The 12,874-nt window shown below is 54.5% G+C and carries 8 protein-coding genes; 6 read left to right on the plus strand and 2 right to left on the minus strand.

What is annotated here, in order from left to right:
• Positions 1-212 precede the first annotated feature (212 nt).
• The 5 genes from purL (at position 213) to glnB (ending at position 8,718) form a co-directional block, all read left to right on the plus strand.
• Entirely contained in the window at positions 213-4,100 is a 3,888-nt protein-coding gene (gene purL, locus FDX24_RS00845) for a phosphoribosylformylglycinamidine synthase (RefSeq protein ID WP_137363681.1), read from the plus strand.
• Positions 4,101-4,690: 590 nt separating this feature from the next.
• Positions 4,691-6,121 (plus strand): two component system sensor histidine kinase QseE/GlrK, encoded by a 1,431-nt coding sequence (gene qseE / locus FDX24_RS00850; RefSeq protein ID WP_115602391.1) that lies wholly within the window; start codon positions 4,691-4,693, stop codon positions 6,119-6,121.
• 22 nt (positions 6,122-6,143) lie between these two features.
• Positions 6,144-6,863, plus strand: coding sequence for a two-component system QseEF-associated lipoprotein QseG (gene qseG, locus FDX24_RS00855; RefSeq protein WP_061068356.1), 720 nt, complete (start codon positions 6,144-6,146; stop codon positions 6,861-6,863).
• Positions 6,863-8,197 (plus strand): two-component system response regulator GlrR, encoded by a 1,335-nt coding sequence (gene glrR, locus FDX24_RS00860; RefSeq protein WP_305764197.1) that lies wholly within the window; start codon positions 6,863-6,865, stop codon positions 8,195-8,197. Before qseG ends, glrR begins: the two co-directional genes overlap by 1 nt.
• Positions 8,198-8,379: 182 nt before the next feature.
• The gene (gene glnB, locus FDX24_RS00865) at positions 8,380-8,718 is read left to right on the plus strand and encodes a nitrogen regulatory protein P-II (protein WP_002914032.1); all 339 of its coding nucleotides are present in this window, start codon (positions 8,380-8,382) and stop codon (positions 8,716-8,718) included.
• A gap of 96 nt (positions 8,719-8,814) precedes the next feature.
• Here the strand turns inward: glnB and hmpA are convergent, their stop codons facing one another.
• Positions 8,815-10,005, minus strand: coding sequence for an NO-inducible flavohemoprotein (gene hmpA, locus FDX24_RS00870; protein WP_003037624.1), 1,191 nt, complete (start codon positions 10,003-10,005; stop codon positions 8,815-8,817).
• 325 nt (positions 10,006-10,330) lie between these two features.
• Here hmpA and glyA point away from each other — a divergent pair, with 325 nt between their 5' ends.
• On the plus strand, positions 10,331-11,584 hold the full coding sequence (glyA, locus tag FDX24_RS00875) for a serine hydroxymethyltransferase (protein WP_003037627.1): 1,254 nt from the start codon (positions 10,331-10,333) through the stop codon (positions 11,582-11,584).
• A gap of 81 nt (positions 11,585-11,665) precedes the next feature.
• Here glyA and hcaD read toward each other — a convergent pair whose 3' ends face one another.
• Positions 11,666-12,868: a phenylpropionate dioxygenase ferredoxin reductase subunit gene (gene hcaD, locus FDX24_RS00880; RefSeq protein WP_137363683.1), complete on the minus strand. Its 1,203-nt coding sequence runs from the start codon at positions 12,866-12,868 to the stop codon at positions 11,666-11,668.
• Positions 12,869-12,874 lie beyond the last annotated feature (6 nt).

Raw genomic sequence — 12,874 nt, forward strand, 5'->3', positions numbered from 1 at the left:
TTGATTAAGAAGTGAAGTCGTCATTAATGAGCGGCATTTTGCTTAAACTTGCGCCAGTTGGCAACTTATTCAGAAACCAGACCGCATTTGATGATAAGAAGAGGCCGTGATTTTATTTCGACGCAAACGGTTTCGTCGGCGCGCCAGATTCTTTATAATGACGCCCGTTTCCCCCACTTGGGCACACCGAAAGCTTAGAAGACGAGAGACTTATGATGGAAATTCTGCGTGGTTCACCTGCACTGTCTGCATTCCGTATTAACAAACTGCTGGCACGTTTTCAGGCTGCCAACCTCCAGGTCCACAATATTTACGCCGAGTACGTCCATTTTGCCGATCTGAATGCACCATTGAATGAGGATGAGCGCGCGCAACTTGCACGTCTGCTGAAATATGGTCCTGCTCTTCACAGCCACGCCCCTGAAGGCAAACTGCTGCTGGTCACGCCTCGCCCGGGTACCATTTCCCCGTGGTCTTCTAAAGCGACTGATATTGCCCATAACTGCGGCCTGCAACAGATTAGCCGCCTGGAACGTGGCATTGCCTGGTATGTTGAGGCCTCCACGTTGACCGCTGAGCAGTGGCTGACGGTTGCCGATATTTTGCACGACCGCATGATGGAAACGGTTTTCTCTGCGCTGAGCGATGCTGAAAAACTGTTTGTTCATCACCAGCCTGCGCCGGTTTCCTGCGTTGACCTGCTGGGTGAGGGACGCCAGGCGCTGATCGACGCTAACCTGCGTCTGGGCCTGGCGCTGGCGGAAGACGAAATCGACTATCTGCAGGATGCGTTCACCAAACTGGGACGCAACCCGAACGACATTGAACTGTACATGTTCGCGCAGGCTAACTCCGAGCACTGCCGCCACAAGATTTTTAACGCCGACTGGGTTATCGATGGTAAACAACAGCCTAAGTCGCTGTTCAAGATGATCAAGAATACCTTCGAAACCACGCCGGACCACGTGCTGTCTGCCTATAAAGACAACGCCGCGGTAATGGAAGGTTCTGAAGTGGGCCGCTATTTTGCCGACCACAAAACTGGCCGCTACGATTTCCATCAGGAACCAGCCCACATCCTGATGAAGGTAGAAACTCATAACCACCCGACGGCTATCTCTCCGTGGCCAGGTGCGGCAACCGGCTCTGGCGGTGAAATTCGCGATGAAGGCGCAACCGGGCGCGGTGCGAAACCGAAAGCCGGGCTGGTAGGCTTCTCCGTCTCCAACCTGCGTATTCCTGGCTTTGAACAGCCTTGGGAAGAGGACTTTGGTAAGCCGGATCGTATTGTCACCGCGCTCGACATCATGACCGAAGGCCCGCTGGGTGGTGCTGCGTTTAACAACGAATTTGGTCGCCCTGCGCTGACGGGCTACTTCCGCACCTATGAAGAAAAGGTCAACAGCCATAACGGCGAAGAGCTGCGCGGTTACCATAAACCGATCATGCTGGCAGGCGGGATCGGCAATATCCGTGCCGATCACGTGCAGAAGGGCGAGATCGTCGTTGGCGCCAAGCTGATCGTCCTCGGCGGCCCGGCGATGAACATTGGCCTTGGCGGCGGGGCAGCCTCCTCTATGGCTTCTGGCCAGTCTGATGCCGATCTTGATTTCGCTTCTGTACAGCGTGATAACCCGGAAATGGAACGTCGTTGCCAGGAAGTTATCGACCGTTGCTGGCAGATGGGCGATGCGAACCCAATTCTGTTTATCCATGACGTTGGCGCGGGTGGTCTGTCTAACGCCATGCCGGAGCTGGTCAGCGACGGCGGCCGCGGCGGTAAGTTCCAGCTGCGTGACATCCTCAGCGACGAGCCGGGTATGAGCCCGCTGGAAATCTGGTGTAACGAATCTCAGGAGCGCTATGTGCTGGCGGTTGCCGCCGATCAATTGCCGCTGTTTGACGAACTGTGTAAGCGTGAGCGCGCGCCGTATGCGGTGATAGGTGAAGCTACCGAAGAACAGCATCTGACCTTGAGCGACAGCCACTTCGACAATCAGCCGATCGACATGCCGCTCGATGTGTTGTTGGGCAAAACACCGAAAATGACCCGCGATGTGCAGACGCTGAAAGCCAAAGGCGATGCCCTGAATCGTGGCGAAATCTCGATTGCAGATGCGGTTAACCGTGTGCTGCATCTGCCGACTGTCGCGGAGAAAACGTTCCTCGTGACTATCGGCGACCGTACCGTTACCGGTATGGTGGCGCGCGATCAGATGGTGGGGCCATGGCAGATCCCGGTCGCCAACTGCGCGGTCACTACTGCAAGCCTTGATAGCTACTACGGCGAAGCGATGTCTCTCGGCGAGCGCGCGCCAGTCGCATTGCTCGACTTCTCAGCCTCTGCGCGTCTGGCTGTAGGTGAGGCGCTGACCAACATTGCGGCAACGCAGATTGGCGACATCAAACGCATTAAACTGTCGGCCAACTGGATGGCGGCTGCGGGTCACCCTGGCGAAGACGCCGGGCTGTACGAAGCGGTAAAAGCCGTTGGGGAAGAATTATGTCCGGCGCTTGGCCTGACCATTCCGGTGGGCAAAGACTCTATGTCGATGAAAACCCGCTGGCAGGAAGGCAACGAACAGCGTGAAATGACCTCGCCGTTGTCGCTGGTGATCACCGCCTTTGCCCGCGTGGAAGATGTACGCCACACGATTACCCCGCAACTGTCTACTGAAGACAATGCGCTGCTGCTGATTGATCTTGGCCTTGGCCACAATGCGCTGGGTGCGACGGCGCTGGCGCAGGTTTACCGTCAACTGGGCGATAAGCCTGCCGATGTGCGTAACGTAGAGCAGCTGAAAGGCTTCTACGACGCCATTCAGGCGCTGGTGGCACAGCGTAAGCTGCTGGCCTACCACGACCGCTCCGACGGCGGCCTGCTGGTTACGCTGGCGGAAATGGCCTTCACCGGCCACTGCGGCGTTGAAGCAGACATCGGCACTCTGGGCGATGATCATCTGGCGGCGCTGTTTAATGAAGAGTTGGGGGCTGTCATTCAGGTTCGCGCCGCTGACCGTGACGCGGTTGAGGCGTTGCTGGCTCAACATGGCCTGGCCGATTGCGTGCACTATCTGGGTAAAGCCGTGCAGGGCGACCGCTTCGTGGTCGAAGCAGACGGTCAGGCGGTGTTCAGCGAAAGCCGTACTACTCTGCGTATGTGGTGGGCGGAAACAACCTGGCAGATGCAGCGTCTGCGCGACAATCCAGAGTGCGCCGATCAGGAACATAACGCTAAAACCAACGATGCCGATCCTGGCCTCAACGTTAAACTGTCGTTTGACATCAACGAAGATATTGCGGCTCCGTATATCGCTACCGGTGCGCGTCCGAAAGTGGCCGTGCTGCGCGAACAGGGCGTTAACTCCCACGTAGAAATGGCGGCAGCTTTCCACCGTGCGGGCTTTGACGCTATCGACGTGCATATGAGCGATCTGCTGGGTGGGCGCATCGGGTTGGGCAACTTCCAGGCGCTGGTGGCCTGTGGTGGCTTCTCTTACGGTGATGTGCTTGGCGCAGGCGAAGGTTGGGCGAAGTCGATTCTGTTCAACAATCGGGTCCGTGATGAGTTCGAAACCTTTTTCCATCGCCCGCAAACGCTGGCACTCGGCGTGTGTAACGGTTGTCAGATGATGTCTAACCTGCGCGAACTGATCCCAGGAAGCGATCTGTGGCCACGCTTTGTGCGTAACCACTCCGATCGCTTTGAAGCGCGTTTCAGCCTGGTCGAAGTGACACAAAGCCCGTCTCTGCTGCTTGCCGGTATGGTTGGGTCACAGATGCCAATCGCAGTTTCTCACGGCGAAGGTCGCGTAGAAGTGCGTGACGATGTACATCTGGCAGGACTGGAGAGCAAAGGGCTGGTGGCACTGCGCTACGTTGATAACTTCGGTAAGGTGACCGAAACCTATCCGGCTAACCCGAACGGTTCGCCAAACGGTATCACTGCTGTTACCACCGAAAATGGTCGCGTCACCATTATGATGCCGCACCCGGAACGCGTGTTCCGTACCGTGAGCAACTCCTGGCACCCGGAAAACTGGGGCGAGGATAGCCCGTGGATGCGTATCTTCCGTAATGCGCGTAAACAGCTCGGTTAATTGGCCTGCAATCATCAAGCCCCTCTTCGTGAGGGGCTTTTTTTATATCACAGGCCGGATAAGGCGTTTACGCCGCCATCCGGCAATAAACTCAGCGCTTATGCCACAAAATTAAAGTGTCGGGAAATCCCGACATTGGCAGGGTTGGCTTGTCGCCAAAAAGAGACACTTAATGATTTGATTTATAATGATTTTGTTTTTAAGTACAGCGAGTGTTGCTGATTAGCGACAGAATGGACAAAAAACACTCAACTCTTATTTTTACACAATTATTCATATTTCTTATATTTATCATTGTGTTAACAAAGTGTTTTGAATATTGGCACAGATGCTGCATAATATTAACCAGTGGCTCATTCACCTTCTTATGTCAGCCCCTTCGGGACGTGCTACATAAACTTCGAATGACGCACAACAAGGTGCCTGCCGTCCAACATCTGATATTAGCGAAGCTCATATCAACCTCCGGGCGAAACGTCGAGTTAGGCACCGCCTTATTCCATAACAAAGCCGGGTTAATCCCGGCTTTGTTGTATCTGACGTTCCCCTCAGTTAGCATCGTCTTATTCCCGTCCATTGAGAGTAACGCCTTGAAGCGCTGGTCTGTTTTCCCCCGATCCTTACGTCAGCTGGTGACACTGGCATTTTTGCTGATCCTGCTCCCTTTGCTCGTACTGGCCTGGCAAGCGTGGCAGAGCCTGAACGCCCTGAGCGCGCAGGCGGCGCTGACTAACAGAACCACGCTCATTGATGCCCGACGCAGTGAGGCAATGACCAACGCCGCGCTGGAGATGGAACGTAGCTACCGACAGTATTGTGTGCTGGATGACCCGACGCTGGCAAAGGTTTACCAGAGCCAGCGTAAACGTTATAGCGACATGCTGGATGCGCATGCGGGCGTGTTGCCGGACAACAAGCTCTACCAGGCGTTGCGGCAGGATCTCAACGATCTCGCCCAATTGCAGTGTAATAACAGTGGTCCTGACAGCCAGGCGGCAGCCCGCCTGGAAGCCTTCGCTAATGCGAATACCGACATGGTGCAGGCCACACGTACCGTGGTCTTTTCGCGTGGTCAGCAGTTACAACAAGAAATTGCCGAACGAGGTCAGTTCTTTGGCTGGCAGGCGCTGGTGCTGTTTCTCGTTAGTCTGGCGATGGTGCTGCTGTTTACCCGTATGATCATCGGTCCGGTGAAGGGCATCGAGCGGATGATTAACCGTCTGGGGGAAGGGCGCTCGCTGGGTGATAGCGTATTATTTACCGGGCCCCGGGAGCTGCGGTCCGTGGGGCAGCGCATTATCTGGTTGAGTGAACGTCTCTCCTGGCTTGAGTCGCAACGGCATCAGTTTTTACGCCATCTTTCCCATGAGCTGAAAACACCGCTTGCGAGCATGCGCGAAGGTACCGAATTGTTAGCCGATCAGGTAGTTGGCCCGTTAACGCCGGAGCAAAAAGAGGTAGTCGGGATTCTGGATGACAGCAGCCGTAATCTGCAAAAGTTGATTGAGCAATTGCTTGATTACAACCGCAAGCTGGCGGATGACGAGGTTGAGCTTGAAACTGTAGAAATCGCGCCGCTGGTGGAAAGCGTGGTTTCAGCACATAGCCTGCCTGCTCGCGCCAAAATGATCCATACTGATGTTGCGCTGGCGGCGAACGCTTGTCTGGCCGAACCCATGCTGTTAATGAGCGTGCTGGACAATCTTTATTCCAATGCGGTGCACTATGGCGCTGAATCCGGTAACATTTGGATCCGCAGCAGTTTGCATGGCTCAACGGTATATATTGATGTCATAAATACCGGCACACCGATTCCAGAAGCAGAACAGGCGATGATCTTCGAGCCTTTTTTCCAGGGCAGCCATCAGCGAAAAGGGGCAGTCAAAGGAAGCGGGTTGGGGCTGAGCATAGCCAGAGACTGTATCCGCCGTATGCGGGGAAAACTGTATCTGGTTGATGAGCATGCGCAAAGCGTTTGTTTCCGCATAGAACTGCCGCTATCTGCATCGAAAAACCACTAAAATGAACCTAAGTCTGGTGAGTATGCCACACGTTGTTGCCCGAATGCTTAAACGAGATTTTATTCGCCGCGTCTTACTCGCAAGTCTGCCATGCCTGGCGCTGGTCGGCTGCGTTCCAAATGCGGTGAATCACATTATCGGCGATCCTTCGCAGGAGAAAATCCCGCCGCATCAACTCGCTGATTACCTTGCCACCGAATGTACGGATATCTGGTCGCTAACGGGTCAGTCCACGGATACCAACCCGTTGTATTGGCTGCGGGCGATGGATTGCGCCGATCGCATGATGCCAGTGCAGGCGCGCAGTGAAGCCAGTAGCCAACTTACGGATACCTGGCAGGGCGCTTTTAAGCGTGGGATCCTGCTCGATAACGCCCGTATTACCCCGCCTGAACGGCGGGAGGTCGTTACGCGTCTCGACGCGTTAAGTCCACAAATTCCGACTCAGGTTAGACCGCTTTATCAGGCCTGGTTCCGTAACCAAATGTTGCAGTTACAGCTTGCCGAAGAACGCATGCGTTACAGTAAGCTCCAGCAGTCGTCAGATAGCGATCTCGATACGCTGCGTCAGCAGCAACAGCATTTGCAGAGTCAGCTCGATCTCACCACCCGTAAGCTGGAAAATCTGACCGATATTGAACGACAACTGTCCACCCGTAAACCTGCCGGCAGCTATAATCCCGATGCGTTGCACGGTACTGATAAACTCACGACGCCCGATGATGGGGAGGCCATGCCATGATAAGCCGCAAGCCCGCGCATCTGCTGCTCGTCGATGACGATCCGGGACTGTTGAAATTGCTCGGTATGCGACTGACCAGCGAAGGTTACAGCGTCGTAACTGCAGAAAGTGGGCAGGAAGGATTACGGGTACTGAATCGTGAAAAAGTGGATCTGGTCATTAGCGACCTGCGCATGGATGAAATGGACGGCATGCAGCTGTTCACTGAAATCCAGAAAGTGCAGCCGGGGATGCCGGTCATTATCCTGACAGCGCATGGCTCCATTCCTGATGCTGTCGCGGCAACGCAGCAGGGTGTTTTCAGCTTTCTTACCAAGCCGGTCGATAAAGATGCGCTCTACAAAGCGATTGACGGTGCGCTGGAACAGTCCGCGCCTGCTACCGATGACAGCTGGCGTGAATCAATTGTTACCCGTAGCCCGTTAATGTTGCGTTTGTTAGAACAGGCGCGGATGGTCGCGCAATCGGATGTCAGCGTATTGATCAATGGTCAGAGCGGCACCGGGAAAGAGGTGTTTGCCCAGGCGATTCACAACGCCAGCCCGCGCAGCCACAAGCCCTTTATTGCCATTAACTGTGGCGCGTTGCCGGAACAACTGCTGGAGTCTGAACTGTTTGGCCATGCGCGCGGCGCTTTTACCGGCGCGGTGAGTAATCGTGAAGGGCTGTTTCAGGCTGCGGAAGGCGGGACGCTTTTTCTCGATGAGATTGGCGATATGCCTGCACCGTTACAGGTGAAACTGCTTCGCGTATTGCAGGAACGAAAAGTCAGACCGCTGGGAAGTAACCGCGATATCGACATTGATGTGCGGATCGTTTCTGCGACCCACCGCGATTTACCCAAAGCGATGGCTCGGGGAGAATTTCGCGAGGATTTGTACTATCGCCTCAACGTGGTGAGTCTGAAGATCCCGACGCTGGCCGAGCGTACGGAAGATATTCCGCTGCTGGCGAACCATCTGCTGCGCCAGTCTGCTGAACGGCACAAACCGTTCGTACGCGCCTTTTCAAGCGATGCCATGAAGCGGTTAATGACCGCCAGCTGGCCGGGCAACGTGCGTCAGTTGGTCAACGTAATTGAGCAGTGCGTGGCGTTGACCTCTTCGCCGGTGATCAGCGACGCGCTGGTGGAGCAGGCGCTGGAAGGGGAAAACACCGCGCTGCCGACATTTGTTGAGGCGCGTAACCAGTTTGAGCTCAACTATCTGCGTAAGCTGCTGCAAATCACCAAGGGCAATGTGACCCACGCGGCAAGAATGGCGGGGCGCAACCGCACCGAATTCTATAAGTTGCTTTCTCGCCATGAGTTAGATGCAAACGATTTCAAAGAATAAATACACGTCATCCTTCAAGCTGCCTCTTTGTTGGCTGCACGATAAAACCCCAGTCACATAGTTATCTATGCTCCTGAGATTTTATCATTTGCCGCCGCGATGCATCATGAATGATTTTGTGTATTCGTATATTATGTTACGTTTATCCGATCAGCATACAGGCGACCTTTTCAAGGAATAGCATGAAAAAGATTGATGCGATTATTAAACCCTTCAAGCTGGACGACGTCCGCGAAGCGCTGGCAGAAGTCGGTATCACCGGGATGACGGTAACGGAAGTGAAAGGCTTTGGCCGTCAGAAAGGCCATACCGAGCTGTACCGTGGCGCGGAATATATGGTGGATTTTCTGCCGAAGGTAAAAATTGAAATTGTGGTTACCGACGACATCGTCGATACCTGCGTCGACACCATTATTCGTACTGCCCAGACCGGCAAGATCGGCGACGGTAAGATTTTTGTCTTTGACGTGGCTCGCGTTATTCGTATTCGTACCGGTGAAGAAGACGACGCGGCAATCTAAGCCGCGCCTTGCTTGCCGGATGGCGGTGTAAACACCTTATCCGGCCTACAATATCTCGTAGGCCTGATAAGCGCAGCGCCATTAGGCATAACGTAATTACAGAACTTTATGCGGACCGAAGCATTCGTAATGAATGTTCTCGTTTTTCACGCCCAGGCCGACCAGCTGCTTTGCGGCAAACTGCATAAAGCCAACCGGACCGCACAGATAAAACTGCATCGCCGGATCGCTGATTGCGCTTTCCAGTTTGTTCAAATCCATCAGACCTACGCTATCAAACGCACCTTTCGCGCGATCGGCTTCAGTTGGCTCACGATACCAGGTGTGCGCACTAAAGCGTGGCAGCGTTTTGCCGAGTTCATTTACTTCATCAGCGAAAGCATGTACATCGCCATTTTCTGCCGCGTGGAACCAGTTAACCTGCGCCGTATGCTTCGCTTTCGCCAACGTGTCCAGCATCGCCAGCATTGGGGTCTGACCTACGCCTGCGGAAATCAGAGACACAGGGGTATCGGTCGCGACGTCCATAAAGAAATCGCCCGCAGGTGCGGCTAAGTGAACAACGTCGCCAACATTTGCATGGTTGTGCAGCCAGGTGGAAACCTGACCACCGTCTTCACGCTTAACGGCAATCCGATAGCCTTTGCCATCAGGTTTTCGGGTCAGTGAGTACTGACGAATTTCCTGATGCGGGAAACCTTCCGGCTTCAGCCAGACGCCCAGGTATTGCCCCGGATGATATTCAGCTACTGCGCCACCGTCGACAGGCTCAAACTCAAAGCTGGTAATCAGTGCACTTCGTGGCGTTTTTGCCACGATGCGGAAAGGACGGGTACCTTCCCAGCCGCCATTTTTATTGGCATTTTCGCTATAGATTTGCGCTTCACGGTTGATGAAAACGTTCGCCAGTACGCCATACGCTTTACCCCACGCATCCAGGACTTCCTGGCCTGGGCTGAACATTTCGTCCAGCGTTGCCAGCAAATGACCACCCACGATGTTGTACTGCTCTGGTTTAATCTGGAAACTGGTATGCTTCTGCGCGATTTTCTCAACCGCCGGCAACAGCGCCGCCAGGTTTTCGATATTGCTGGCATACGCGGCAATCGCGTTAAACAGCGCCTCGCGCTGATCGCCATTACGCTGGTTACTCATGTTGAAAATTTCTTTCAGCTCTGGGTTATGCGTAAACATGCGATCGTAGAAATGGGCAGTCAGCTTCGGACCTGTTTCAACCAGCAGGGGAATGGTGGCTTTCACTGTAGCGATGGTTTGTGCGTCAAGCATACGGTCTTCCTTTATCTGAGACTTTAATGATGTATGTCAAATACATCTTATAAAAAATACCCCTGCATTGTAAATGGTTCTTTGTAACTTTGCGTTGTAAAGGTTACATCGTGAAAAATCTGCATCACAAACCTGAAAAGAAATCCGTTGAAATTCAGCAGACCTTTGTTCTCCAAAGCCTTGCGTGCCGTGAAGGTAATCGTTTGCGTAAAATCCTTTGTCAAGACCTGTTATCGAAGAATGATTCGGTTATACTGTTGGCCGAAGTCCTAGGGACTGCCTTTTTAGGCCGAAATTCTATTGTTAGCTGAGTCAGGAGATGCGGATGTTAAAGCGTGAAATGAACATTGCCGATTATGATGCCGAACTGTGGCAGGCTATGGAGCAGGAAAAAGTACGTCAGGAAGAGCACATCGAACTGATCGCCTCCGAAAACTACACCAGCCCGCGTGTTATGCAGGCGCAGGGTTCTCAGCTGACCAACAAATATGCTGAAGGTTATCCGGGCAAGCGCTACTACGGCGGTTGCGAGTACGTTGATATCGTTGAGCAACTGGCTATCGATCGTGCCAAAGAGCTGTTTGGCGCTGACTACGCTAACGTACAGCCGCACTCTGGTTCTCAGGCTAACTTCGCTGTTTACACCGCTCTGCTGCAACCGGGCGATACCGTTCTGGGTATGAACCTGGCACAAGGCGGCCACCTGACTCACGGCTCCCCGGTTAACTTCTCCGGCAAACTGTACAACATCATCCCTTACGGTATTGATGAGTCCGGCAAAATTGACTACGAAGACATGGCGAAGCAGGCCAAAGAGCACAAACCGAAGATGATCATCGGTGGCTTCTCTGCTTACTCCGGCGTTGTTGACTGGGCAAAAATGCGTGAAATCGCCGACAGCATCGGCGCATACCTGTTCGTCGATATGGCGCACGTTGCGGGTCTGATTGCCGCAGGCGTTTATCCGAACCCGGTTCCACACGCTCACGTTGTCACCACCACCACCCACAAAACTCTGGCGGGTCCGCGCGGCGGCCTGATCCTGGCGAAAGGCGGTGACGAAGAGCTGTACAAAAAACTGAACTCTGCGGTGTTCCCAAGCGCGCAGGGCGGCCCGCTGATGCACGTGATCGCGGCGAAAGCTGTGGCGCTGAAAGAAGCGATGGAGCCTGAGTTCAAGGTTTACCAGCAGCAGGTTGCTAAAAACGCCAAAGCGATGGTGGAAGTGTTCCTGAACCGTGGCTACAAAGTGGTTTCTGGCGGGACTGAAAACCACCTGTTCCTGCTGGATCTGGTTGATAAAAACCTGACCGGTAAAGAAGCTGATGCCGCGCTGGGCCGTGCTAACATCACCGTTAACAAAAACAGCGTACCGAACGATCCGAAGAGCCCGTTTGTGACTTCCGGTATCCGTATCGGTTCTCCGGCAATCACTCGCCGCGGCTTCAAAGAAGCGGAAGCGAAAGAGCTGGCTGGCTGGATGTGTGACGTGCTGGACAACATCAATGACGAAGCCGTAATCGAGCGCGTCAAAGGTAAAGTTCTGGATATCTGCGCACGCTTCCCGGTTTACGCGTAAGCGTCAATTGTTAGCTGTGAAAAAGGCCGCGAATGCGGCCTTTTTTATGTCCGATGGCGGCTTTGCCTTATCAGACAACGATCATAACGATTTCAGTGCCACGCCTTCATCACACAACGCTTCCTCGCTCATGGCTCGCCCTGACTGAATCAGCTTACGTAGTACACGCACTTCGCGCCCGTTGTTGAGCGCGGCTGCGCCAATTATCGCTCCATCGCGCAACTGGAACCAGATAGCCTTGCCGTCCTCCGGGTTTCCACGACACAGCCAGCTTTCTCCCTGCATCTCACCGACAAACTGTAGGTTATCGCTGTACTGATCGGTCCAGAACCAACCTGGCGTGGCAGTGGGCAGCGGCAAACCGAGCATCGCCGCGGCAGCAATCTGCGCCTGGAAGTTAGCATTTTCCCAGCTTTCTACCCGGCGCAGTGAACCGTCCGGTTGGCGAGTGAGCGCCACATCACCGGCGGCGAAAATCGCGGGATCGGAGGTGGTGCAGGTGGTATTAACGATAATACCGTTAGCCGTCTCCAGACCGGCGTCGCGGGCCAGCGTATCATTCGCCACGATACCGATGCCATAGATCACCGTATCAGCGGTGAGAGTTTCGCCGTTTTGCAGCGTCAGCGAGAGAAACTCTCCCGCTTCGGCGTGTTCAATGGCGCTGTTGAGTAACACCCGTACGCCCGCCTGCTGGTGGCGGGCAAGCAGGTAGTCGCGCACCGGAGCAGGCGCATTGCGGCCCATCACCGTTGGCGCCTGCTCCACTACGGTTACCCGGCAACCGCGCTGGGTCGCGCTGGCCGCCAGTTCCAGACCAATGGTGCCCGCCCCGACTATCACAATCGATTTACCGGGGAGTAAAGCGTCTCGCAGACGAGTCGCGTCGTCAACGTGGCGCAGAGTAAAGCAGCGATCGCCCAGTTTATCCAGCAGCGGAAGAGGACGGGCCGCGGCACCGGTGGCAATCAGTAGCTGATCCCACGGATAAACCTGGCCATCAGCCAGCACCAACTGATGCGTTTGGCGGCCGAGCGTCTGCACAGTAACGCCCAGATGCAGCTGTACGTTGTGTTCCCGCCACCAGGCCGTGTTTAGCACCGGCTGTAGCTGCGGGGCGTCGTCCAGCAGCATGGATTTGGACAATGGCGGGCGTTCGTACGGCTGATGCGGCTCATTGGAGAACAGATGTATCTCGCCGTCAAACCCTTGCTGGCGCAGTGCTACCGCCGCCATCGCTGCGGCCTGTCCACCGCCGATGATAGCAATAATTTTGTTGTGCATAACGCC

It is taken from the genome of Citrobacter sp. wls716, from assembly GCF_005280975.1.
In the GTDB taxonomy this organism is placed as follows: domain Bacteria; phylum Pseudomonadota; class Gammaproteobacteria; order Enterobacterales; family Enterobacteriaceae; genus Citrobacter; species Citrobacter youngae.

Bases quoted from the DNA above. Each gene is read 5' to 3' on its own strand.
- glnB (WP_002914032.1), top strand. From the start codon at position 8,380: ATGAAAAAGATTGATGCGATTATTAAACCCTTCAAGCTGGACGACGTC.
- qseG (WP_061068356.1), top strand. From the start codon at position 6,144: ATGCCACACGTTGTTGCCCGAATGCTTAAACGAGATTTTATTCGCCGC.
- hcaD (WP_137363683.1), bottom strand. From the start codon at position 12,868: ATGCACAACAAAATTATTGCTATCATCGGCGGTGGACAGGCCGCAGCG.
- purL (WP_137363681.1), top strand. From the start codon at position 213: ATGATGGAAATTCTGCGTGGTTCACCTGCACTGTCTGCATTCCGTATT.
- glyA (WP_003037627.1), top strand. From the start codon at position 10,331: ATGTTAAAGCGTGAAATGAACATTGCCGATTATGATGCCGAACTGTGG.
- hmpA (WP_003037624.1), bottom strand. From the start codon at position 10,005: ATGCTTGACGCACAAACCATCGCTACAGTGAAAGCCACCATTCCCCTG.